This window comes from Nocardia sp. NPDC049149 (assembly GCF_043197455.1).
In the GTDB taxonomy this organism is placed as follows: Bacteria; Actinomycetota; Actinomycetes; order Mycobacteriales; family Mycobacteriaceae; genus Nocardia.
This window is the reverse complement of the sequence record NZ_JBICTD010000003.1, coordinates 875886-900215: the sequence shown is the minus strand read 5'-3', so window position 1 is coordinate 900215 and position 24330 is coordinate 875886. Positions and strand designations below refer to the sequence as shown.

Sequence of the window (24330 nt, the reverse complement as noted above, 5' to 3'; positions counted from 1 at the left end):
TCGAGTTGCACCACCACCAAGGCCAGCGTGCCGCCGCCCGCGACCTGTTCACGCAGATCTGGGACGACATCGGCGGCGAGCAAGGCGACCCGCTCCATGTGTGCGTCCTTGCCCACGCGATGGCCGACGTGCAAGACGACGTGCACGAGGAGCTGGTCTGGGACCTACGGGCGCTTGCCGCCGCCGATCTCGTCACCGACGAGCGAGTAGCACAAGCCGGCGTGACGCTTTCGGTAGCCGGCTTGTACCCGTCGCTGCACCTCAACGTCGGCGAGTGCTATCGCAAACTCGGCGACGTCGGCCTCGCCCGAAAGCATCTCCAGCAGGCACAGGACACGATCGGCGCACTGGCCGACGACGGATACGGACAGCTCATCAAGGGCGGCCTGGAACGGCTTGCCCAACAACTGACCTCGGAATGAGTAACAGCCCGATCTCGCTACGACAGACCCTGCGCCAACATCCACTGACGTAGGATCAGGCCTGCATCAACATGATCGGGGGATTGCTCATCGTGGATGGATCAGAACGGGACGCCGTGCCGCCCTGGGTGGCGCGGCCGACTACGTCGCAGGGCCCACCCAGCATGCCGGATCCGGGAGGCCTGCCCGAATTGTCGACCGTCGCCGCACTATTGGGCCCGGTGGTCGCGATTTACGGAAAAGCCCTACTGGAATCGCTCGCCGCGCACACCGCCGATGGCGTCGTCCAGTTGCCGCGGACGATCCGCAAGCGCTGGTTCGGCCGGACTGACGCCGAAACCTCTGACCTCGCCGCCATTCTCGACATCGAAGGCGGACCAGGAGCTGCCGCGATCCTCGTCACCGAGGACCTGCCCGACGAGGCCCGCCTCGCACTGCTCGACATAGACCTCACCGAATCCTCCCTCCGCGGCAAGGTTCTGGGTTGGGACACCACCCTCCAGCAGTGGATTCCCCGCGCCCATCCCGACATCCAAGGCCAGCCGGGCTAGGGCTGAACATGCCTTTACCGCGGGCGTTGGCCACATTCAATCGGGCGATTACCAATCGGGCGGCGCGGCTGTTGGTTGGGCGGGCGCGGGATCTGGTGTTGGTGGTGCATCGGGGGCGCAACTCGGGGCGGGAGTATCGGACGCCGGTCAGTGTGTTTCGGCGCGGTGAGCGGTACTGCGTTGCGCTCACTTATGGGCGAGGTGCGGACTGGGTGCGGAATGTGCTGGCGGCGGGGGAGTTCGAGATCGAGATGCGGGGGCGGCGAGTGCGGTTGGTCGAGCCCGTGGTGGTCAACGATCCCACTCTGAGTTGGTCTTCTGGGTTCAGTCGGCGGATCCTGCGCCTTGTCGATGCACCCGAGTATCTCGAGGCACGGGCCGAAACATCCAGTGACTCAAGTGAATCTGGGTAGCCGCGCGTCTCGACGGAGACCGGCGAGTGGGTGTTCGGCGGCGAGCGGCGGCACTAGCATCGGGGGATGCGGATTGCTGCGGCTCAAGCGCGACCGGCCTGGCTCGACCCGACGGCCGGGACGAAGATCGTTGTCGAATGGTTGACGAAGGCTGCGGCGGCGGGGGTGGAACTTGTCGCGTTTCCGGAGACGTTTCTGTCCGGCTATCCGATCTGGGTGGCGGACACCGGCGGGGCGCGGTTCGACGATCCGGTCCAGAAGGCCGCCTATGCCTGCTATGTGGAGGCCGCGGTCGCGCTCGACGGCCCGCAGGTGGCGACGGTGCGCGAGGCCGTCGGTGACCTCGGCGTCTTCTGCTACCTCGGGATCACCGAGCGGGTGCGCGGCACGGTGTACTGCACCCTGGTGGCGATCGATCCGGCTCGGGGCGTGGTCGGCGCGCATCGCAAACTGATGCCGACGCACGAGGAGCGGATGGTCTGGGGGATCGGCGACGGGCACGGTCTGCGCACGCACGAGGTCGGCGCCTTCCGGGTTGGCGGGCTGTCCTGCTGGGAGAACTGGATGCCGCAGGCCCGGCATGCGCTCTACGCCGACGGTGAAACCCTGCACATTTCCACCTGGCCCGGTTCGATCCGTAACACCAAGGACATCACCAGGTTCGTGGCCATGGAGGGCCGGGTGTACTCGTTGGCGGTCGGCGCCGTGCTCGACTATGCCGACGTGCCTGCGGGTTTCCCGCTCCGTGACGAATTGCTCGCACTCGGGAAGCCCGCAGGCTACGACGGCGGCTCCGCGGTCGCAGGCCCGAACGGCGACTGGCTGGTCGAACCGGTGGTCGGCGAGGAGCGCCTGGTCATCGCCGACCTCGACCCCGCTGAAATAGCCAGGGAGCGCCACAATTTCGACCCAGCCGGCCACTACTCCCGCCCCGACGTCTTCGCCGTCACGGTAGACCGCCGCCGCCGCACCCCGGCAACCTTCCTGGACGACTAACGACCACCCCCGCCCTCTCCCCGCGTCTCACAGACGCCGCACCCGCCGAGTCCGCACCCTCTCCGAGGATCCGCACTGCTTCTGGGCTGCTAGAAGCGGTGCGGATCCACGGAAAGGGTGCGGATCAGTTCGGGAGGGGCGCTTTCCGCTCGGTTAGGCGGGCGAGTCGTCGGGCTCGCCGCGGCGAACGAGGATGACGCCGGTGAGAATCAGTGCACCGCCGAGCAATTGGATCGCGCGAGGCGCTTCCCCGAGCAAGGCCCACGCGAAGACCAGCGCCGCAAGGACTTCGAAGAGGCCGACGAACGAGGCGAGGCGGGAGCCGAGCCGACGGGTCGCGGCGATCCCGGAGACGTAGGCGAGCGCCGCGGTCACGGTGCCGAGCGCCAGCACCGGAATCCACCAGGCGACCGTGAAACCTTCGAACACAACGGGGTTCGTGGTCGCGTGCAATGGAAGGATGCCTACCGCCCCGGCCGCGAGCAGTCCGAGCCCGCCGATGAGCAACCCACCTGCGGCGAGCACGGTGCCGGGCAGGCTGCCGTCACCGTGCGCGGACAGCACGAAGTACCCTGCCGCACCGACCATGGCCGCGAGGGCCCACGCGATGCCGATCCAGCTGGTGGACATTCCCGCGCGCAGGTCGATGACCAGGACCAAGCCGGTGATCCCGAGTAGTGCGCCCGCGACGGTCGCGCTCCCCGGTCGCTGGTGGTGCCGCAACCACAGCCAGCCGACCACGGCGATCGGCGCCGTGTACTCGATAAGTAGCGCCACCCCGACTTCCATGTGGGCGACGGCGTTGAAGTACGCGAGCTGGGTGCCGCCGACGGCGACCAGCCCGTACACGGCGATCAGGGATGCGTTGCGGCGCAACAGCCCCCAGTCGCCACGCAGTTGCGTCAGCGCGATCGGCATGACCACGGCGGCGGCAAGCAGGACGCGCACCGCCACCACGGAGGCCGAACTCCAGCCCGCGTTCATCAGTCCGCGGGCCAGTGGTCCGGAGAGCCCGAACGACGATGCGGAGAGCACCGCGAAGATCAATCCGGACCGCAGTCGCCGCTGAACGGCTGTGTCATGAGTCATCGTCGTCATGACTAATGACGCTAAGGTCGATCGAGTAATATGTCAACATGACTTTTGACCATGACACGGAGGCGTCCCTGGTCGCCGCGGTGGAGTTGGTGAATTCGGCGGAGGAACCGGACACCTTGACCGAGATCACCCAACTGGCAGAGTTTTTCGTGCGACACGGCTACACCGGTGTGCACGCGGGCACCGCCGAGGAGCTCGCCGCGGTCCGCGCGCTGCGTGCCCCGCTGCGCCGGATGCTGACCAGCGACCGCGAATCGGCCGTGCAGCTGGTCAACGAGACATTGGCCGAGCACCGGGCGGTGCCGCAGCTGGCCAGGCACGGCGACGTCGACTACCACATCCACGCGACCCCGGCCTCTGCGCCGCTACCGGTGCGCATCGCCGTCGAGACCGCGATGGCGATGGTCGACGTGATCCGGTTCGACGAGCTGAGCAGGCTGTCGCTCTGCGCCGACAGCACGTGCGAGGGGATCGTTCTCGACCTGTCGCGCAACCGATCTCGCCGCTACTGCAGCACGGCCTGCGGAAACCGCAATGCCGTCGCTGCCTATCGAGCCAGGCAGAAGTAGGCGCACCGACGGTGCGGAGCTGCGGAATTGGGCTCTGCCAACGACGAAGGCCCGGTCGAGGTGACCGGGCCTTCGGCAGGTATCGAGTGTCTTGTTCGCCTAGGCGATCTCGGACACCCCTGAGCAATTGACCTCCTGCGGAAGCAGCCCGGAGTTGCGGACCGTGAAATCCGTGCGCACCGGACCGCCGCCGGTGGGCGGCCGGAAGTACATCGTGCTGCCGTTGCCGATCACGAAACCGACAGAGCCACGCTGGGTTTCCGAACCCGAGGCGCCGGTCGCCAGGTTGGTCCAGTTGAGGGTGACCTCGGTGCCGTATCCGCCCCAAACGCTGCCACCCGCGTGAATGGTAAAGGTCGGCACGCCGGGCGAGTTGTACTGCGACCCGATGATCTGCCCGGAGTACGGCACGTCGACCACATTCGGGCTCATGCCACGGCAGTAGGTGACGATCCAGCTGTCGGCGGCCGACGCGGTGCCCGCACCGGAAAGCGCGATGGCCGTCAGCGCGGTGGCGGCCACGGCAAGTCTGGCGATCTTGAACATGAGTCGATCCTCGCCCTCGTCGTAGTGATGGGAGGGCCGACGCTACAGACGGCCGCGCCGTGCCCCTATTTCAGCGGGCAGCGATTCGGGTCTTTTCCGTAAACCGGAGCGGCAGGCCAGATCTGGTGTTTTCCAGACCTGGCCTGCCGTGTTCGAGTGGGGAACTTCTGTGCACCGGAGCTAAGCGGCTCCGGCGCGGACACTCACGACACCGCGCCGATGAACCCACCGATGGCGGCACCGATGGCGCAACCGATGATCGCGCCGACCAGGAAGAACCAGATCCCGATCAGGATGCCGACCACGCAGCCGACGACCGCACCGGCGAGGATGGCTCCGCCGCCGCCGACGGTGTGCATGAAGGGCAGGTTCTGCGAACTGACTGCCGCGGCTGTCGGTCCGCTCGTCGGGGTCAGGGTCAACGACGTGTCGCTGTTCAGCGTCGGGCTGACGGTCAATGCCCGGCCCGCATCGACGCGCAGCGTGGTCGGGATCGCGCCGACGACCGCGCCGTCGTCCGCGACCACCTGCACCGCGTCCTCGGTCAGGACGAACTTGCCGGAGGCGAGGGTGATCAGGGCATTCGAATGGTCTGCCGCGAGTGTGGTCGTGTAGCCGACCGAGCCGTCGATTCCGCTCACGCTGATATCGGCGAGCTGTGCTTCCCCGTGTGCCGTTGCCATGGTGATGCCCGTGGCCGCAATGGCGAATACTGCTGTCGCCACCAATTTCCTGATGAACATGGGTCTTCCAATCCGTGCGGGTTTCCTTTGACGTTCCCCCGACAAACGGCACCGGACGTAGTGACCATGATGCGCTAGCGGGTCATTTGCTGTCCATACGGTGTTTTCGCAGTTCAAACCAAATTTTCGGTATGGTTTTGTCCCTCGGTAGCTGGGGGATTTGCCCGGAATGCCTATCTGGGCGACGCGTCAGGGACAGGAAATGACGCGACTCCGTGGCGGTGGGCTGGATAGGCTCGCGGCATGTCCACCCCTGTGCAGCCGGAGGAGAAGTCCGACGTCGCGCCATCACGGCGGAGGTGGCCGCGCAGGCTGCTGGCCGGCGGTGCCGCGATCGTTGCGGTCGGGTTGGTGGGGTGGCTCGCGGTTCGCGACGCGTCGCCGGTCGGCCATTTCACCTCGGCGGCCGGGCACGATCGGTTCTTCGAGGCCTATGACCGTGCGATGCGGGCGATGCCGACGCCGGACGCGACGCTGGATCTGCGGACCGACTACGGCGTGGTCCGGATGTATCGCTTCGACGGTGCGAATCCGACTGCGGCGCCGCTCATTCTGTTGCCTGGACGCTCGGCTGCCACACCGATGTGGGCGGACAACCTGCCCGCGCTGCGGAAGCTGCGCACCGTCTACACCATCGACCTGCTCGGGGAACCGGGAAAGAGCATCCAGACGCGCCCCATCGAGGACGATCGAGACCAGGCCCGCTGGTTGCATCAGGCGCTGAAGCAATTGCCGGACAAGCAATTACACCTGTTCGGCGTGTCGATCGGCGGTTGGACCGCCACCAATCTCGCGATCCACGAACCGGAGAAGATCGCCGGACTCATCGTGCTCGACCCGGTGATGACGTTCGCGCCCATGTCTTTTCAGGCCGTGCTGCGTTCGATCCCCGCCTCGGTGCGCTGGTTTCCGAAGAGCTGGCGCGACAGCTTCAACAGTTGGACCGCAGGCGGCGCCCCGGTCGAGGACGTCCCCGTCGCCGACATGATCGAATCCGGCATGCAGACCTACGCGCTACACCTGCCGACCCCCACCGAATTCGGCGCCGACCAACTGCGCTCCCTCCCCATGCCCGTCCTCGCCATCCTCGCGGGCAAGTCCGTCATGCACGACGCCACCGCCGCCGCCGACCACGCCCGCACCACCCTCCGCACCGCCACCGTCCGCGTCTATGCCAACGCCTCCCACGCCATCAACGGCGAGTACCCCACCGAAATAGCCGCCGACACCGCCACCTTCCTCGACACCATCCGCTGAAGATCTACGTCTCGTCCGATCGTGCAGACGAGCTCGATGTTATGGATCCATAACACAGTGGTGATGTTATGAATCCATAACATCTTTGCCTGGATTTACCATCTCATCAGTGCCTTGTTGGATGCCTTAGATACATCGATGTTATGGATCCATGACATGGTATTGAGGTTGCAGTACTATGACATCATGACCCAGCCGCGGACCCGGCGTCAGCTGGTGCAACTCGGCGCGATGCTCCGTAAGGCTCGTGTCGAAGCCGGGTTGACCCAGGAACAGCTCGGTGAGTTGGCCGGCGTCTCTCGACAGCTCGTGAGTCGCGTCGAGGGCGGTAGCCCGCGCGGAGAAATCACCCGGGTCGCCCAGATCGCCACCGCACTAGGACTACGGCTGGTGGCAGTACCCGTGTCGCAGCGCACGGCGCCTTCCGCGGACCAGCTGGCCATCCAGGACATGCTCAGCCGGATCCGGCGCACTGAACCATCATCCAACCCCCAGGCTTCGGGGTCAGATGAGTGATCTCGTCGTGGTCTTGAACGGGTCGCTGATCGGGGCGGTAACGCATGATGCCGGTCGGTCCCGCTTCACGTATCTCGACGACTATGCCGAGAACATCGAGGCGACCCCATTGTCGCTGTCGATGCCGCTGGTGGCCGGACGCACATATGACCATCGCGTTGTCGCACCATGGTTGATGAACCTGCTCCCCGATGACGCCAACGTCCTGGACAGCCTGGCTCGCGAGTTCGATGCGCAGATCGGAAGTGCCACTGCGCTGTTGGAGCACATCGGTCGTGACTGTGCAGGCGCTGTGCAGCTGATACTTCCGAAGGATGTCGAGGATGTACTGACCAGGCCTGGCACCTTGGAGATCGTCACTGATGCCCAGATCGGGCAGCGATTGCGGGAGTTGCGCACAACACCGCAGGCATGGACGCGCGTCGATGAACGATGGAGTTTGGCGGGAGCGCAGTCCAAGTTTGCCGTGGTGCGCACCGAAGACGGGCAGTGGGCGTACGCGCACGGCAACGCCGCGAGTACCCACATCATCAAACCGGGGATTGCCCACTTCTCCGGGCAGGCATTCAACGAGCACCTATGCCTGCGTGCGCTGGATGCCGTCGGAGTCGCCACTGCCGCATCGGAGTTCATCGAGTTCGATGGGGTCGCCGCGATTGTCGTCGAGCGGTACGACCGATTGCGCCGCGCTGATGGAAGTGTGCTGCGGCTGCATCAGGAGGACATGTGCCAAGCGCTCTCCGTGCGACCCGAGCGCAAGTACGCCGCCGACGGCGGACCGTCGGCCACTGAGATCGCGCACTTGCTTGCCAGGGAGGCGACACAGGGTGACGTCGATCGATTCGCCGATGCCGTTGTCGCGCAATACTTACTCGGCGCGCCCGATGCCCACGCCAAGAATTATTCGGTCATCCTCAACGGCGTCGATGTCACGCTCGCGCCAGTCTACGACGTCGCGAGTTCACTACCCTACCTTCGGAATTCGAGGTCGGGTCTGAGTCGCGTGGCGATGCCGATCGATGGTCGCGCAAGGTTCGGCGATGTCGCTCTTCACCATGTGGCGAAGTTCGCGCAGAAGGCCGGTACGGACCCTGATCGATTGATCGAACGAACCCGTGAGCTGGTCTCCGCGTTGCCCGACGCGTTGGCCGAGACAGGCGGGGCTATCGGTGATAGTTCACTGACATTGCTTCGCACCCGACTCGTCGACGCCGTGGCCGCGCACGCCACGACCATCGACACCATGGACGTCCGCAAGGTCATCGGACGACCAGGCTCCAACTAGCGAGGCATCGCGGTCCAGGGCTGTCTCCGCGTCAGTGGGCGGCTTTGTGTATGGCGGAACGGATTTCGTCGACGGCGGGGTTGATGAGGTGGCACCGACCTCGGCGTCCTCGAAGAAGGGCAACGCCCCCGAGGAGTTCCTTCGGGGGCGCGACCATCATGGTGCGGTGAGCTGGCCTTTTCGGCAGTGGGGAGCCGTCTGGCCGGCACCGATGCTCAGTTCAGGCCCATTCCTTCGGCGAGCAGCGGCCAGGACTTGTGCAGCGCTTCCTCCCAGTACGGCCAGTAGTGCGTGCCGACCGGGTTGAACTGGTAGGTCGCCGGGATGCCCAGCGAATCGAGCCGGTTCTTCAGGTTGGCCGTGCATCCGTTGACGGCCGCCTCGATGCCGACGCCGAGCCCGAGATTGACGGCGCCCATGGGTCCGGGGGCCTGCTTCATGTAGTACTCGACGTCCTCCAGCATCGGGATGCCGCTGCCGCTCGAGATGTAGAGCAGGGTGCCGCGCAGCTTCTCCGCGTTGATGACCGGATCGTTCTCCGCCCACAGCGGGCTGTCGTCGGGACCGTACATGTTCTCGGTGTCGCCGCCTGCCCACAGCCCGGCCGCCATCTTGACGAACTGCTTACCCATCGGGTCGGCGATCTGCGCACAACCGCTGTAGGCGGCGACGGACTTCCACAGACCCGGCTTGGCCTCGGCCAACTGCAGCACCGACGTGCCCGAGGTCGACAAGCCGACCAACGCATTCTGACCGGTGGACTGCAGCGCCTTGTCCAGCAGCGGCGGCAGCTCCTCGGTGAAGAAGGTCTTCCACTTGTTCACGCCGAGGTTCGGGTCTGGCTTCTGCCAGTCGGTGTAGTAGGTGCCGCGCCCGCCGATCGGCTGCACCACGTTGACCGGCTTGTCGGCCAGCCACGCCAGCGCGTTGGTCTGCGCGTTCCAGCTGGCTGTTCCCTCGCCGCCGTCGAGACCGTTGAGCATGTAGAGGTTCGGCGCAGGCTTCGACTCGTCCGCCGGGCGCTGCACCTCGACCTTGAACTCTTTGTCCATCGAGGCCGAGTACACCTTCAGCTGCCAGTTGCGCCCGGCCTTCGTGATGGAGGTCACGGCCGACGGCTTCGTTGGCTTTGCCGGTTCCGCGTGGGCGGTGCCGCCGAGCAACGCCACCGACACCATGGTGGTGAGCGCTACCGCGGTGGCCCGCATTGCCCATGCCGACTGTCCCGGCAATCGAAAACGCATCTGTCTACTACTCCCTTTGCTGACTGTGCCTCGACCGGCACACTGCCGCCCCAGTTCCCCACCACTCCGTCTGTCCGCGAGGTGAAACCGTTACACCTCAGTTTCGTCTAGAGAGCATCGTCACCGAAAGCCGGGAAAGACGGGGCGGCCTGAGGTAAGGAGGACCCATGGCACTTGGGCGCGTACTCGTGATCGGTCTCGACCCCACCAAACTTACCGAGTGGGATCCCGAGCCGGTGTTGGCGGCGATCGCGCGCGGGCAGGCACAGTTCGCCGAGCACGGCATCGAGGCCGACACGTGTTTGATCGCCGTCGACGAGGATGCCGACGAGACGATCGTGGCGGCACTGCGCAGTAAGGAGTACGCCTGCGTAGTCGTCGGTGGCGGTATTCGCAAGCACGAGCCGTATCTCGAATTCTTCGAGAAGGTGGTGAATCTGGTGCGGGTACATGCGCCGGCGGCGGCCATCGCGTTCAACAACAGCCCGGACGACACCGCGGCTGCCGCACTGCGGTGGCTGCGGTAGCGCGTTCAGGCCGGGCGGGTCAGGGTTTCGAGGAACTTGCGGATTTCCGGAGCGAAGGACTCGGCGAGTTCCTCTGGCGAGTGCAGTTCGTCCGAGACGGTTGCCGCGGCCAGCGTGGCATGCGGGATGGTTGCGGCGACGCGTTCGGCGAGAGCGGTGGGATGCCGGGGGTCGGTGCCCGCGAAAATGAGTGTGGGGGCGGCGATTTCGGCAAGTTCGGCGACGTCGCGGAACGAGCGGTCGCGGCCGATGGCGGCTGCGGCGGCGATGCTGGCTTGATCGGAGCGGGGGATGGCGTCGCGGACCATCGCGCCGACGACCGGAGGCATCGCGGCGAGAATGGGTGCCCAGGCGGCCTCGATGCCGTCGGTGGTGACCCGTTCGGCGAAGGCGTCCAGGAACTCGACCTCGGCGTGCACCGCCGCGTCGTCCTGGATGTCCTCGACGCCCATCAGGATCGCCGCCGACACCAGCCAGGGAAAGGCGATCGCGGCGCGCGCGGTGATGGTCGAGCCGAGGCCTGCGCCGCCGAGCGTGATGCTGGACAGACCGAGGTGATCGGCCAAATCTTTGACGTCCTCGGCGTATTGGCGCCAGGTGTGGCACTGCGGATCCCGGCAGACAGACCGACCGTAGCCGCGGACGTCGGGCAGGATGACGGTGTACCGATCGCTGAGCCGGTCCGCCAGCGGCAACAGGCTGTGATGATCGGGCCCGCCGGCATGCAGCAGCACCAGCGGCCGCTCGTCCCCGCTCCCGACCACCTCGGCGTGCAACGAAACCCCTTCACCGTCCCGGTAAGTCAGCTGCATGCACCGACCGTATTGCAGCACCGCACCGGTCACAACCACACCAGCTGCCACGTGATATCGCGAAAAGGTCGCTCCGCGTCGGCAACCGGCCGGGGGCCAAGGGCAGCAGGTGTTCCTCCTCGGTGTGCAGATGCTCGGCCAGCCCCGCATGGAGATCTGCCAATGCACGACGCAGCACCGGACCGGTTGTTCGAACAGACTCCCCGGCCCACACTGTCAGCTCACGCTCGACCCGGTCGACGAGGACGGCGATCCGGTCGTGCTGGGCGATGACATCGTCCAAATAGTGCTTGGCAGCAGCGGGTATTCGGGGTGCCAGCGCGGGCCACAATCGCCGATCCTCACCCTCGTGGTGATGGTGCAGCAGCTCGAGAACCAGGAAGAGGTGGCGCGCCACCCGCATTCGCTGCTCTCCCCTGACCGTGGCTACCGCGGCGTGTGCACGACCGGAGCGACCGCGAGCTGTTTTGCCAACTTGCGCAACCGCTTCCGGTACGACACGTGCTCGACCTGCAACCAGTGGCGTTCGGACCGGTAGAAGTCGATGCCGCCGTTCAACTCCGGCCCATGGACCGGATTCGCTTTCGCGGCGCGGAACCGCGCGGCCCGCCGCGGATCGGTCTTCAGCAGATGCAGGTACCTGGCCATGATCTGCGACTGATAGTCCATGATCGGCCAAGTGCCGGTGGAGATTTGGACATAGCCGATCACGAAGAGATTGTCGTATTCCGGATGGAAGGCGTGCAGGTGCAGTTCCGGGATCGGGCCGTCGGACCAGTTCAGGTGCTTACGGTCGATGAAAGGGAACTCGGCCTGACGGTAGCCGGTGGCATAGACGATGACATCGATCTGCTCGGTCGAGCCGTCCGCGAAACGCACACGGTCACCGCATAATTCGACGATGTCCGGCTTGACGCCGATCTCGCCGTGCCCGAGGTGGTAGAGCAGCGTCGAGTTCATCACGAAATGCTCTTCCAGCAACTTGTGTTCGGGTCGAGGCAGGCCGAAGCGAAGCGGATTGCCTGGGCTGTTCAACCGCAGCAGCGGTTTGCCCATGGCGCGGACGAGCGGGCGCGGCATGTGAAACTTCAGGACGAGTTCGTAGTAGGCATCGGTCGGGATGCCGAACATGTACTTCGGCCAGATGTAGTTGCCGCGCCGGACGCTCAGGAACGTCTGTGCGGCGCTCTGGCAACTCTCCACCGCGATATCGCATCCGGAGGTGCCCGCGCCGACGACAAGAACCCGCTTGCCGCGCAACACATCCTGGCCCTTGTAGTCCGCCGAGTGCATCGTCAGGCCGTGGAAGACGCCCGGCAGTTCCGGTTGGCGTGGCGACCAGTTGTGTCCGTTCGCGATGACCAGGCCGCCGTACCTGCGCTCCGAGACGCCGTCGGCGGTGCGGACCCGGACGATCCATTCCGGCCCGCCATCGACCCGGTCCACCGATTCGACCGAGCTGTCGAACTCGATGTGCTCGCGCACGCCGAAATGGTCTGCGTAGGAACGCAGGTAGGACATGATGTGACGCTGGCCGAGGTAGGTCGGGTAGTCGTCCGGGATCGGGAAGTCCGTGTACCGGATGAACGGTTTCGAGGTGATCAGGTGAATCGACGGGTACGCGGCGCTGGTCGGGCAACCGGGGTTCCAGGTGCCGCCGACATCCGACGCCCGTTCGATCACATCGACAGCAATGCCGTACTCCAGCAGGTTTTTCGCCGCGGTCAGCCCTGCGGCGCCCGCGCCGATGACGCAGTAGCGATCCGAGCGGTCCTCGCACACGGTGTCGGCCACCGTCGGCTCGAGTAGTGTTTCCACGGTCTAACCGTCCTTTCCGTAACGAATTCCATGGGCGACCAGCCGGACCCTGCCCTCCGGGGTGTACGCGGTCGACGTGTCGCCGTAGGCCGTGACCTGGCCTGCGGAGCCGACCAGCGGGCCGGGAATCTCGATCGAGTCGATCGTGAGCAAGCGCGCCGGATCAGGCAGGCAGCGCGAATATGCCTCGTGCAGCAGCGTTTCCAGTTGGTTCAGCGGTAGTTCGGGCAGCGGCGCAGGCACGCCGAGCACCAGGTCACGCATCCGGTCGGCGTCCACCTCGGCAGACCGGGCGCCCGCTGCCCACCGGCCGAGACGGAAGACCTGGCCGTGCCAGCCGAGCCTGCGCACCGTGCGGCCCGGCTCGACGCGCATGTCGCTCACGAGAGCCAGTGGCGCGGAGGATATTTCGGGACCATCTCCATAGCGCAGGGTCGCCGTCGCGACCAACACCGTGTCCCGCCGAACCTCGACACGGACCTCCCAGATGCGGTCGGCGGCCCACCGGCCCTGCGCGCTGGCAAGGAACCGGGCGGCGTTGCCGTGCGCACGGGTGGCGGTGAGATCGATCCTGACGTCCCGGATAGCCGACAGCGGCTGCGCGTCGCCGTCCGGCTGCACCCAATCGCCCAGTGAGCGTAGGAATTCGAGCAGCACGCTGAGCGGTACGGCCGGACTGGCGTCCACGCGGAAGTCGCCACAGGCGAGGAGTTGGTCCGCGGTGAATTCGACCTCGGTCTCCAGCAGCGATCCGCTGACGAACCGGATCGGATTGCCAAGGAAGAGTAGACGGTTGGCGAGACGCTCGATCCCGGCCAGGTCGGTCGCCGGCGGATATCCGCGCAGCAACGTCGGCAGCAAGGCTTTGCCGAACTCGCCGACAAAAGTGAGTTCGCCCGTGCTGCCTGCCAGGATCTCGCTTTCCCAGTGCTGCAACCCCTCATCGACCTGCATCGCCGACATGTAGGCCAGGGTCGCCTCGTAATTGGTGATGATGCCGAGGCGTTCCCACGTCGGCCAGCACATCGTGGCCACCGGGACGCGAAGGGGGCGCCCCGGCTGGTCGGCCGCGCTGGCCGCCCACAGCCCGATCCGGCTCAGCGCGTCGTTGGCCGCACCGTATTCGAGCTGACCGACCATTCCGCCCCAGCGCCCGGCGAGTGATCCGGCCGTGCTGAAGAACCGAATTGCCGGGTAATCCGCCAGCGCGGCAAGGATATTCAGTAGCCCGGTGACCTTCGCGCCGACTGTCCCGCTGATCACCTCCGCTGATTTGGACGGCAGCCGGACCGGAGCGTCCACGCCCGCGTTGTGCACCACACCGGCCAGCCCGGGCCCGGCCGCCGCGAGCAACGCGCGCACCTGCGCCGGGTCGGTGACATCGCAACGGTGATAACTGATGTCGAGCCCTTCGGCCCGCGCTGCCGCCAACCTGGCCGCGAGCTGCCGGTTCCAGTCGGCGCGCGCCAGCACCGCGCGGGTCTTTCCGAGCGTCCGCAGCCGAGCCGCCTCGATCAGCATGCGATCGCGATGGTGACGGAAGTCGTTGTCCGACAACAGCACAACCGGGTCGTCCGGATCCGGCATGGGACTTCTGCCGCTGATGATCACCCGGCAGCGGTGCCGCTGCGCCAGGCGGCGCGCCAGCGCGAAGCCGATGCCGCGCCCGCCACCGGACATCACGACCACATCGCCGGGGCCGAGCGCTACCACCGGGTCTGGCACGTCCACCTGATCGGCGGCCAGGGTGTAGCGCCTGCCTGCGTGGTGGCCGATCTCGAAGTAGCCCCACCGATACAGCTCGCGGCAGATCAGGCCGGCCATCTCGTCGTCGAGTGGTGCGATCCGCGCGCCGTCGGCCGGAAGGTCCAGCACTCGGACGTTCACATTGTCGAATTCTCTTGGTAGCCCCTTCGCCAAACCCGCCCACAACCCGCCGAGCGGTTGGGCGATGGTGCCGTCCGCATAGCCGTGCCGCCCGTCCATTCGGGTCACGGCGACATAGAACAGGCGCTGTGCACCCGATTCGGCGCGCCAGTCGTCGTAGGTGTACTGCAACAGCTCGATCGTCTGCAGCAGCTGGGCATTCCAGTCACCGGTCGGCGAAAGGTCGAAGGGCCGTTCGTAATTCAGATCGATGATGCCGTCGATCCGCCCGGCCGTCCGGTAGAACTCGGCAACGTCGGCGCCCTCGTGCGCCGGCGCCAGCCGCGCCGGTGCCGCACCGGCCCCCGCCAAGGCCGCCATGACTCGCTCGGCCGATGTGTCGCTCCCGCCGAGCACCACGATCCGACGGCCGCGCAGCTGCGGGCTCGGCTCGGGCGGTGCCGCGGCGATTTCCCGTGGGTGCCAGACGAATCGGCGCACGGGGAGCACCGAACGATCGGCGGGCCCGGCTGTCGGTTCACGGTCGTGCTTCGGCGCGGTCGAGCCGTTCGATCGCCCGCGCGTCATGGATTCCTCGGTATGAGGCGCAACGGGATGCCGCCGACCGGGCGCAGCGACACCGCCGTCGACAAGTGCACGTCGCCGCCTGCCACGGGGTGGATCGTGAAGCGGGACACCAGCATCGCCAGCGTGAGGTGCAGCTGGGTCAGGGCCATCGATTCCCCGACGCATTTGCGCTGTCCGCCGCCGAACGGGAAGAAGGTGTACTTCGGCCGGTTCTTCTTGGCGGCCTCGGTGAATCGCTCCGGATCGAAACGCTCGGGTGCCAGCCAGAAATCCGGATGCCTATGTGTCACATACGGACTCACGAATACGCAGTCGCCTGCCGGGACATGCCACCCGGAGATCTCGTCGTCGGCCAGCGCCGCACGGGGGTAGACCCAGATGGGCGGGTTGAGCCGCAGCGATTCGTCGACCACCATCTTGGTGTAGGTCAGCTCAGCGAGATCCGCTGTCACCGGGGCCCGCCCGCCGAACACGCGCTGGGTCTCCTCGAAGAGTCGTTGCTGGATCTCTGGCGCACGAGCCAGCTCGTACAGCGCCCACGCCAGGCCCATTCCGGTTGTCTCGTGACCGGCCATGAAGATGGTCATCAGCTCGTCACGCACCTCCGCGTGCGAGAGCGGCAGGCCGCCTTCGCCATCGGTGCTCGCCAGCAACAGGTTGACCAGATCCGGCCGGTCGGCGTGGGCTCCGTTCTGATGCGCTTCGATGATCCGCTCGATCACGTCGTACATGGCATCCCTGGCGCGGGTGGTGCGCAGGTTGGACGGGAACGGCAGCCACGGGGGCAGCAACTCCGGCAGGGTGCCGCGGAAGACCATCGCCTTGACGGCCGTGTCCATGGCGACCCCGATCCGCTCCCGGTCACCGTCCAGATCCGTGTCGAACATGATCAAGCCCAACGCGCCCATGGTGATTCGCATCATTTCCGGGATCACGTCACCGCGGTATCCGTCCGGCCCGTGCCGCTCCCAGTCCTCGAGCACGCGCGCGGTGGTGGACACCATCAGGTCGACCATCGTGTCGATCGCCATCCGATGGAGCATAGGATTCATCGCCCTGCGCCGCTGCCGCCACGCCTCACCGTCCGCGGTCAGCAGCCCGTTGCCCATGAAGATCTTGAATCGTTCGTAGCCGATGCCGCGGATGTAATTGGCGTTGTTGTCCTGCAGCACATGCTTGATGCCGTCCGGGTGGCACACCAGCGTGGCCGTCATCAACCCGAGCGGCAAGCGGACCGTGTGACCGTAGGTCCGGCACAGCGATTCGAACAAGCCGGGGGCATTGCTGCGCAGCGCTGTCACGTTCTGCGGAATCCGGCGGGCCCCTAGTGGGCCGGGCGGCAGTCGGAGCGAGGTAGCGGTGTCGATGGCGACCATATCAATCGACCTCTTTCAGATAGTCGGTGACGATCCAATGAATACCCTTGAGCGCCAATATGATTTGACCGTCGGGACGAGTTGCTACGAACAGGTTCTCCGCCGCGGAGTGCCCAGGAACCACGGCGTACAGCTCGACCGGCCCTGAGCCGGCGACGAGCGCGTCGTTGGTGTGCTCATAGAGGTCGAGCCGATCGATCCGCAGTGGCGCCGCGACCGGCAGCCCACGGTCGTCGCCCGCGGACAACACCCCGGTCCGCAGCAGGCCGTCGAGCAATACGACCGGAACGCGAAAGCGCGAGAAGGTCGGGTCGCCAGGAGCCAGCTGCAGGCAGTAGGTGGCACGGTTGCCCAGCGGATGCAGCCTGGTGTCGGACGTCGATTCGAAGACACCGGTCAGCAGGACCGGAGAGCCGCTCTGGTGATAGGGGTCGACCACGGCACGCTCCGCCGCCGGATACCACGGCGTCCAATGCGGCGCAGCGGGGAGCGCGGCCGCCATCAGGACGGTGGTGCTGAAGTGCACCCGGTCCCGCACCAGCATGGTGCCGTTGGGTGCGACGACATCCGAGGTCACCTCGACGCTGACCGACACCTGGCCCAGCTCGGCGCGCTCGTCGCGCACCTCGGCCCTGATCCGCGTCAGCACGGGCCGATCGGCCGCATGCACCTTGAGGAATCGATGAAATATCAAGTCCTCCAACGCATACACCTGCATCGTCGGCACCAGCGCGCGCGCCGCCTCCAACGCCAGCTCGGCGACGAACGCGCCAGGCAGCGTCGGCACACCGTTCACCCGGTGATCGGCCAGATAGTCGTCTCGGCCCAGATCGAAGGTGCGCTCGTAGACGGCCCACGAGCGCCCGTCCGTGACACCGCCTGCGGTCTGGCGATCGAGATAGAACGGGCGCGATGTCGGCCCGAGGAAGCCTGGCAACAGGGCGTCGACCGCACCGTATTCCGCGGTACCCAGGTGCGCCACATACGGACTGCGCCGGACCGCGTGCAACTGACGGACGAAATGATGCGCACCCTCGTCGATCGACATGTTCGAGTACTGACCGGTCCGGTCGAAGTAGGCCTTCGTCAATTCGTGTGCGGCGAGCCCGACTTCGTTCCAGAGCGTCCACCCGATGGTGAATTCGTCCCGGCCCGCGCTCGCCGCCAACGCCGCGGTGCCGAGGAAATCATTGGCCGACGCGTAGTCCACCTCACCGATCTGGCCGGTGGCGCCGAGTAGCGAACCGAAGTTGCACCACATGCGCGGCGGGCGGGTCGCGAGCGCCGTGACGAGATTGGTGTAGCCGAGCAGTTTGATATCGCGGATGCTGCGGAACTCGGCGAAATCCTTGGCCGAGATCGGCGCCGACCGATTCAAGCCCGCCGCGTTGATCAACAGGTCGATCCGGCCCACCGACGCGTGGATGCGCGTCATCGCGCGCTCGACCGCGTCGCGATCCCTGACGTCGCAGACGAGATACTCGACGGCGGTGGCGCCTGCTTCCCTGATGCGCTGAAGATTGTGGATCGTCTTGCGCACGTTGGCCATTCGTTCGAACTCGGCGTTCAGCTCGCGCGGCGTCGCCGCCGGGTCCTCGGTGCGCCGCCGCCGCATGTACTCCCGTTTCGCCGCGGCGAATTCGGCGTCGCTGAGCCGCAGATACTGCGCCGGAATCGAATCGAGCGCACTGGTGCCGAGGACCTGGATCCGGCCGCCGAAGTTCTTGGCGAGGGCGACCAGCAGCTCGGCGGTGATGCCTCGGCCGCCACCTACGGCGACCACGACCGAATTCCTTTCCAGCCGTGGGATTTCGTCGAGCACGTCATCGAGCACGGTCAGGGCGCTGCGATAGCGGACGCCGTCGGCGTAGTAAGCGATCGGCATCGACCGATCGAGCATCGACTCCGCCTCGACCGTCGTGCAGCCCTGTCCGACGTCGCCGTCGGTCACCACCGCGAACGTGGTGCTGAGCGGCCGCTCGAGCGCGGCGACCTTGACCGCTCCGGTGAACAGACCGACGTAGGCGGCGGGCGTGGTCTCCGTCAGCGCGCGAGTCAGCAGAGCCACGGTGGACGCATCGGGTTCGGCGAGGACGTCCGAGAGCTGCTGTGCGACCAGAAACCACAGATCGTGCAGCGCACGTAGCGTGTTCGTGCGTTCGGTACCCACCGCATCCGGTAGGTCGGCGACCAGCCGCAGGTGCCGAGGCCTACCGCACTCCGCAAGCAGCTCGGCGACCGCCGCCTGCGTCAACTCCGGCACATGCCGGACACCCGCACCGGGCCGCAGCGACAGCACGGTGGTCTGAGCCGGTATTGCGATGCCGTGCAACAGCTCTGAATCCTCGACCAGCAACAGCGTTGGCTCGTCGGGAAGGAAGCGAACCGACGGGCGTACCGCGACCCCTGCCTCGGGCACCAGGCCCCAACCATGACTGTCGACGAGAGTAGGAGCGAGGATGCCGTTCTCGTCCCGGAACTGCGTCGGGTCGAGGAAATCCGTGGCAAGCGTGGAACTTTCGACAGGATGCGGAACGACAACGCCCGGCACGACCGCAGCGCCGACGGCTCCGGAGTGCCGATCGACACCGGCCTCCGGACCGCTGACACGAATCGCGGCGTCCGGCGCGCCCTCCTCGCCGCGGCACCGCACGACCACCGTGCCGTCGGACGCGACGGCGCGCAGAGCCGAGATGATGCCGAACGCGCCCTCACCGCCGAGGAAGTTCGGTCGCCCAGAGTCGTTGCGCGCACCGCATTCGACGTCGGCGCCGGCCTCCGCGGCCACCGGTTCCAGGAATCCGATGACCGGCAGCCCGGCCGCGTCCGCGGTCTCCTCGGTGGTCAACGCAAGCAGAAAAGCGCCTTCCGCGAGGCACGCCCCGGCGGGCAGCAGCCCATCGAGCAGCGTCCGCTGCTCGTCGGTGGTGTTGCCATTGATCCCGCCGACCAAAGCCATGCGCAGCTCGCCGGTGCGCAGATACCGTGACGCCACATCGATCGCGCTCATCGCGGCGGTGAAGCCGGTGTCGACGGTCATGTTCAAGCCGTTGAGCCCGAAGTAGTTCGCCACCCGTGCGGGAATGACGTTCGGCATCATGCCGGGAAAAGTGTTCTCGGTCGCCGGGGGCACGAGCGCCCGGATATCCGCCGCGACGTCGTCTAGCAGCTGGTCGAGCCATGATTGACCGGCCAAGCCGGGATCGGCGCGCAAGGCGGCGGCGGCATCGTCGAGATAGCAGCGCGTCGCATAGAGGACGGCATTGCGAGTTTCCCCGAAATGACCGAGTATCACGCCGGTTTCGGCCTGATGCTCGGTCCAGAATGCACCGAGATCCGCGTGGATGGCGCGGGCGCAGGCGAGGATCATCAGCTGACAGCGATCGATCGCGCGCATCACCGCAGGCGGCAGCTTGACCTCCTCGATGGTCGGCAGCGGGTACTGGTCGCCGAAGGTGGTCGCGGGATGCGCTGCGGCCGACCACGCGTCCGGGTCGGTCGCACCGGGCAGGCTGGACGCGACAGCCACGACAGCGAGCCGCCCCTGCGTCGGCACCGCGGACGTCGAACCCTCGGTGCCACTGCCGCGGACCCACCGGCCGGACACCGGCGGTTCCTCGAGCACCAGATGCGCGTTGGTGCCGCCGAAGCCGAAGCCCGACACGGCCGCGGTGCGCGGCTGCTGCCCACCGGCGGGCCAGCGCAGGGCGGTCTTCGGAATCTCCAGATTGCTGGCATCGATCATGAATTCCGCTGGGGTCTGGTCGAATCGGTGCTGCGGTGGAATCAGCTCGTTCGAGAACCCGAGCAGCACCTGCACCAGCGACGTGGTCCCCGCTGCCCATCCGGTATGACCGATGACCGACTTGTTCGACGTCACCCGCACCGGCTCGGGACCCATCATGGTGGCCCGCAACGTGGCAAACTCCGCGGCATCCCCGGCGGGCGTGCCCGTGGCGTGGGCGACGATCCAGTCCGGGATCACCCCCGCCATCTGCGGCTGTGCCTGTGCACGCCGGACGGCGAGCTCCTGGCCCGCAGCAGCGGGCGCATAGATCGCCTTGCCCTTGCCGTCCGAGGCCGCGCCGAAAGACTTGACGACGCCCAGGATTCGGTCGTCGTCGGCGCGAGCCCGGCGCAGGGACTTGAGCACCACCGTCGCCGCGCCGTCGGAAAACAGAACGCCGTCGCTGGTCTCGTCGAAGCTGCGCACCGCGCCACGCTCCGACAGGCCGTTCAGCTTCGCGAAAAGCACCGAGCCGCGCGGGCCGACCGCGAACGCGCCGCCGCAGACCGCGATGTCGTAGCGCCCCTCCAGCAGGCCCTTGATGCCGAGATCCACGGCATACAGCGAGGACGAGCACGCCGTGTCCACCATCATCATCTCGGTGTCCTCGGGTAGCAGGCCTGCCATCGCACCGGCGCCGACCTGATGCGGGAACACCCGATTCCGATCGATGACACTGCGCGGATACCGCTGGCGCAACCGCGCCCGGATGGCCGCAAGCTTGCCGTCCGGATCATCGACTCCCATCTGTCGCAGTGCTTTTCGCGCACGCTGCAGGAAACCTGCGACGACGACGGCCTCCTCGGCGTGCTGATTGCCGTCCGCGGTGTACCCGACCAGGAAGCCGAACTTGTCCGACGGCCGCCGGACCACGGAATCCATTGCCTGCAGCACCGAGTTGCGCAACCACAGCGTGGTGGATTCGATATCACCCGCCGTCTTCCCGGCAGCGGCCAACTCCGCGGCCAAGGCCGGATGCGGAACGAAATCGGTGATGAACGCCGAATGTTGGGAGTAGGACTTGTCTTCGGCGGTCCGATCCTGTGCGTAGAACGTGCTGTTGTCCCATCGATCGGGCGGGACACGGGTGAAACGATCATCGCCATCGACGAGTTCGCGCCAGAACTCGTCCGGGTTGTTGGCGCCGGACACCGTAATTCCGATGCCGACAACGACAATGGCGTCCGCAGGGTTGAGGTCATCTGCGTGGTTCAGGCCGTCCGTGGGGTCGAGGTCGCCCGCAGGATTCAGGTCGTCCGCGTCGTGGAGATCGTCCTTGTCGTCGAGGTCGTTCGCGTGGTCGGGGTCGTTCGTATCGTCGAGGTCGGCCGCATGGTCGAGGTCGTTCGGGTAGTCGGGGTCGCCCGCCTGGTCGAAGTCGTTGGCCGCGTTCGCGCCGTCACCCTCGTCGGCCGTGGTCGTCGAGACCGGTTGTGCAACGACCGATTCCGCGCCAGCGGCACGCGGCGGGGACAGCAGCGCGGCGCCGGTGGACAAACCACCGTCGGCCAGCAGGACCTGCCCGGTCACCCAGCTCGCGTCCGAGGACGCCAGGAAGGAGACGATGGCGGCGAGCTCGTCCGGCGTGCCGAGCCGCTGCAACGGTGTCGCGGCGATGGTCGCCCGCCGCATCGCCACCGCGTCCGGAAACTGGTCGACCACAGGGCTTTCCAACATCCCGGCGGCGGCGGTGTTCACCCGGACGCCGAATTCGGCGAACTCGACGGCCAGATAGCGGGTCATCGCCTCGACGGCGGCCTTGGCGGGCCCGCAGGCCAGGTAGTTGGCCATTACGAGCTGACCGCCGCCGAGCGTCGAGACATTCACGATGCTCGCGCCGGGCCGGTGCTGCATCAGCGGCAGCGCTCGGCGCGCACACCCGAGCCCGCCTTTGAGGTTCGTGTCGATCGCCCGATCGATCATCACCTCGTCGACGTCGGCATAGCCGGCGAGGCGGCCGTCGGCGGCGCTGTTCACCAGAATGTCGAGCGCCCCGAATTCCGTGGCGATCTCGTCGAACATCCGATCCCGTTGGGCCGCGTCCGCCACCGAGGCGCGAATGATGTGTGCCCATCCGCCCGCGGCCTCGATGTCGGCCTTGGTGGCCCGCGCCTCGGCGGGCGAGCGAAAGTGGTTGATGATGACGAGTGCGCCGTCGGCGGCGAGCCGTAAGGCGATGGCCCGTCCCACATTTCGCGCGCCGCCGGTGACCAGCGCGATCTTCCCTTCGAATTTCCCTGCCATGTCGCTGCCTATGCCGCACTGATCAGGTCGGCGATCCGCCCGAGCGTGTTGTGCTCACCGATCTTGAAATCCGCGGGCAGCGGCCCGAGCCGATAGGTCTCGCCGATCTTGCGCAGCAACTCGGTCTGCTTCACCGAATCGACGCCGAGCTCCGCCTCGAGATCGGCGTGCTCGTCGAAAACCTCCGGCGGATACTCCAGTGCCTCCGCGTAGATGCCGACCAGCTGCTGAAAGAGCTCGTCGCGAGCAGGCACGGCGCGCGCTTGTTCGGCACTTTCGGCCGGAAGGGCGAGAGCGGTTCCGGCGGGTGGCGGGTCTGCTGCTCGATCGAGCTCGAAATCAGTTGTCGGGGTTGGTAGCTCGGCAGGCGGTTCGGTCCGAGCAGGCTCGGCGGTGGCCGAGAATTCACTGATCACGAGCCGCGCGATGCGGTCGACGCGTGCGGTCCACAGCCGTTCGAACTCGGCGGTGGCCAGCCCCGGAGCCAGTGCCAGCCGCACCTGATCAGGCGCGTCCGTCGGCGACCCGGCCCGGTCCTCGGTCAGTGACGCAAGCGTTTCCGTCAGCGACGCGCCAGGCAGCAGCAACGGGACGACCGATGGTCCGTCGCCGAGGACCCGTCGGGTGATCTTGGTCAACGCATCGAGCGAACCGCACTCGACGAAGGTGCCGACGCCGGTGTCGCTGACTGCCCGCACCGCGGTGGCGAAGTGCACCCGCCGGGTCAGATGGCCGGCCAGCGCGGTAACCAGATTGTCGCTGTTGCGATAGGCGCGACCCAGGATCGGCGAGTAGACCTCGACCTCCATCCGGTACTGCGGGATATGCCGGATCCGGCCGGCGAAATCGAAGGCCGCGTCGCGCAGCATCGGACTGTGGAACGGGTACGGCGACTTCAGTGTCACCGCCCCGATCCGAAGCGCACCGGCGATGGTGCGCGCGGTGTCGAGCGACGCGCGCGGGCCAGCGATGACCGTCTGGCCCTCGTGATTCTCCACTGCCGCAACGGCATCCGGGTCACCGATCAACTGCAGAATCCGCTCCGACCTGAGCAGATCGGTACCCAATGCGAGCTGATATCCGTCCAGCTCGCCCACCGAGCGCAGCGCCGCGCACCGGTGACAGATCATCTCCGCGCCGTCGGCGACGGAGAACGCGCCCGCGCAGACGAGCGCGGCGATTTCACCGAAGCTGTGGCCGACCAACACATCCGGCCGCAGCCCGCGCGAGAGCAGCACGCGATGGGCGAGCACCGAAGTGCTGTAGATCGCCAACTGCAACAGATTCGGATTCGACGCCAAGAGTTCGTCGATGGCAGGCGCATCCGGCGAGAACAACAGATCCGAGACAGTCTCACCGGTCGATCGCTGCGCGACTGCGTCGATTTCCCTGAGCACCTGCCCGGCCTCGGGCAGCTGCCGCGCAGCGGTCAACGCACCCGGAAAATATGCCCCTTGCCCTGGAAAGAGCGCGGCCATTCTCTGCACCATGATCGAATCCTTTCCAGCGTCGAAAAACGCACCGTGGCAACAGAAGTCGAAGAGACCCGGAGTCGGGCCCCCCCCCCCGGGGGGGCCCCCCCCCCGGGGGGGGGGCAGAAAAAAAAACCACAACCCCCCCCCACCCGGGGTGGGGGGGGGGCCCCCCCCCCCCGCCCCCCACACCACCCCCC

At 66.7% G+C, this 24330-nt stretch carries 20 protein-coding genes; 9 read left to right on the top strand and 11 right to left on the bottom strand.

Annotation, left to right across the window (positions count from 1 at the left end; genetic code table 11):
• Positions 1-5: 5 nt before the first annotated feature.
• The 4 genes from ACGFNJ_RS14835 to ACGFNJ_RS14820 all read left to right on the top strand — a co-directional run bounded on the left by ACGFNJ_RS14835 (position 6) and on the right by ACGFNJ_RS14820 (position 2382).
• Entirely contained in the window at positions 6-422 is a 417-nt protein-coding gene (locus tag ACGFNJ_RS14835) for a hypothetical protein (protein WP_393447412.1), read from the top strand.
• Between the two features lie 164 nt (positions 423-586).
• Positions 587-973 carry a hypothetical protein gene (locus ACGFNJ_RS14830; RefSeq protein ID WP_393447410.1) on the top strand — a complete coding sequence of 129 codons (387 nt, stop codon included), beginning with the start codon at positions 587-589 and terminating at the stop codon, positions 971-973.
• Between the two features lie 8 nt (positions 974-981).
• The gene (locus tag ACGFNJ_RS14825) at positions 982-1386 is read left to right on the top strand and encodes a nitroreductase family deazaflavin-dependent oxidoreductase (protein ID WP_393447408.1); all 405 of its coding nucleotides are present in this window, start codon (positions 982-984) and stop codon (positions 1384-1386) included.
• Positions 1387-1452: 66 nt separating this feature from the next.
• Positions 1453-2382 carry a carbon-nitrogen hydrolase family protein gene (locus ACGFNJ_RS14820; protein WP_393447406.1) on the top strand — a complete coding sequence of 310 codons (930 nt, stop codon included), beginning with the start codon at positions 1453-1455 and terminating at the stop codon, positions 2380-2382.
• Positions 2383-2535: 153 nt separating this feature from the next.
• Here ACGFNJ_RS14820 and ACGFNJ_RS14815 read toward each other — a convergent pair whose 3' ends face one another.
• Complete coding sequence (locus ACGFNJ_RS14815) at positions 2536-3480, bottom strand: DMT family transporter (protein WP_393447404.1); 945 nt, start codon at positions 3478-3480, stop codon at positions 2536-2538.
• A gap of 38 nt (positions 3481-3518) precedes the next feature.
• On the opposite strand from ACGFNJ_RS14815, the gene ACGFNJ_RS14810 reads away from it, so the two are divergent.
• Positions 3519-4049, top strand: a complete 531-nt coding sequence (locus ACGFNJ_RS14810) for a CGNR zinc finger domain-containing protein (RefSeq protein ID WP_393447402.1) — start codon at positions 3519-3521, stop codon at positions 4047-4049.
• Positions 4050-4148: 99 nt separating this feature from the next.
• On the opposite strand, the gene ACGFNJ_RS14805 is transcribed toward ACGFNJ_RS14810, so the two are convergent.
• Together ACGFNJ_RS14805 and ACGFNJ_RS14800 are read right to left on the bottom strand one after the other, a co-directional pair.
• Complete coding sequence (locus tag ACGFNJ_RS14805) at positions 4149-4595, bottom strand: hypothetical protein (protein ID WP_393447400.1); 447 nt, start codon at positions 4593-4595, stop codon at positions 4149-4151.
• Between the two features lie 203 nt (positions 4596-4798).
• Positions 4799-5338 (bottom strand): hypothetical protein, encoded by a 540-nt coding sequence (locus ACGFNJ_RS14800; RefSeq protein ID WP_393447398.1) that lies wholly within the window; start codon positions 5336-5338, stop codon positions 4799-4801.
• A gap of 243 nt (positions 5339-5581) precedes the next feature.
• Here ACGFNJ_RS14800 and ACGFNJ_RS14795 point away from each other — a divergent pair, with 243 nt between their 5' ends.
• From ACGFNJ_RS14795 to ACGFNJ_RS14785, 3 genes are all read left to right on the top strand, one after another.
• Positions 5582-6595 carry an alpha/beta fold hydrolase gene (locus ACGFNJ_RS14795; protein ID WP_393447396.1) on the top strand — a complete coding sequence of 338 codons (1014 nt, stop codon included), beginning with the start codon at positions 5582-5584 and terminating at the stop codon, positions 6593-6595.
• Between the two features lie 186 nt (positions 6596-6781).
• A complete protein-coding gene (locus tag ACGFNJ_RS14790) occupies positions 6782-7111 on the top strand; it encodes a helix-turn-helix transcriptional regulator (protein WP_393447394.1) in 330 nt (109 codons plus the stop codon).
• Positions 7104-8396 (top strand): type II toxin-antitoxin system HipA family toxin, encoded by a 1293-nt coding sequence (locus tag ACGFNJ_RS14785; protein ID WP_393447392.1) that lies wholly within the window; start codon positions 7104-7106, stop codon positions 8394-8396. Before ACGFNJ_RS14790 ends, ACGFNJ_RS14785 begins: the two co-directional genes overlap by 8 nt.
• Positions 8397-8611: 215 nt before the next feature.
• Here the strand turns inward: ACGFNJ_RS14785 and ACGFNJ_RS14780 are convergent, their stop codons facing one another.
• Positions 8612-9640: an alpha/beta hydrolase gene (locus tag ACGFNJ_RS14780; RefSeq protein ID WP_393447390.1), complete on the bottom strand. Its 1029-nt coding sequence runs from the start codon at positions 9638-9640 to the stop codon at positions 8612-8614.
• Positions 9641-9807: 167 nt separating this feature from the next.
• Between ACGFNJ_RS14780 and ACGFNJ_RS14775 the strand changes: the two genes are divergently transcribed.
• Positions 9808-10167, top strand: a complete 360-nt coding sequence (locus tag ACGFNJ_RS14775; RefSeq protein ID WP_393447388.1) for a hypothetical protein — start codon at positions 9808-9810, stop codon at positions 10165-10167.
• A gap of 5 nt (positions 10168-10172) precedes the next feature.
• Here ACGFNJ_RS14775 and ACGFNJ_RS14770 read toward each other — a convergent pair whose 3' ends face one another.
• Genes ACGFNJ_RS14770 through ACGFNJ_RS14740 form a run of 7 tightly spaced genes read right to left on the bottom strand, consistent with a single transcriptional unit; the run spans position 10173 to position 24148 of the window.
• Positions 10173-10979 (bottom strand): alpha/beta fold hydrolase, encoded by an 807-nt coding sequence (locus ACGFNJ_RS14770; protein WP_393447386.1) that lies wholly within the window; start codon positions 10977-10979, stop codon positions 10173-10175.
• A complete protein-coding gene (locus tag ACGFNJ_RS14765; RefSeq protein WP_393447384.1) occupies positions 10954-11382 on the bottom strand; it encodes a hemerythrin domain-containing protein in 429 nt (142 codons plus the stop codon). The genes ACGFNJ_RS14770 and ACGFNJ_RS14765 overlap by 26 nt, the downstream gene beginning before the upstream one ends.
• A gap of 23 nt (positions 11383-11405) precedes the next feature.
• A complete protein-coding gene (locus tag ACGFNJ_RS14760; RefSeq protein WP_393447382.1) occupies positions 11406-12797 on the bottom strand; it encodes a flavin-containing monooxygenase in 1392 nt (463 codons plus the stop codon).
• 3 nt (positions 12798-12800) lie between these two features.
• Entirely contained in the window at positions 12801-15251 is a 2451-nt protein-coding gene (locus tag ACGFNJ_RS14755) for a KR domain-containing protein (protein ID WP_393447380.1), read from the bottom strand.
• Positions 15248-16627, bottom strand: coding sequence for a cytochrome P450 (locus ACGFNJ_RS14750; protein WP_393447378.1), 1380 nt, complete (start codon positions 16625-16627; stop codon positions 15248-15250). The genes ACGFNJ_RS14755 and ACGFNJ_RS14750 overlap by 4 nt, the downstream gene beginning before the upstream one ends.
• Before the next feature lies 1 nt (position 16628).
• Positions 16629-22658: an SDR family oxidoreductase gene (locus ACGFNJ_RS14745; RefSeq protein WP_393447376.1), complete on the bottom strand. Its 6030-nt coding sequence runs from the start codon at positions 22656-22658 to the stop codon at positions 16629-16631.
• An 8-nt stretch (positions 22659-22666) separates the two neighbouring features.
• Positions 22667-24148, bottom strand: a complete 1482-nt coding sequence (locus tag ACGFNJ_RS14740) for an acyltransferase domain-containing protein (RefSeq protein WP_393447374.1) — start codon at positions 24146-24148, stop codon at positions 22667-22669.
• Positions 24149-24330 lie beyond the last annotated feature (182 nt).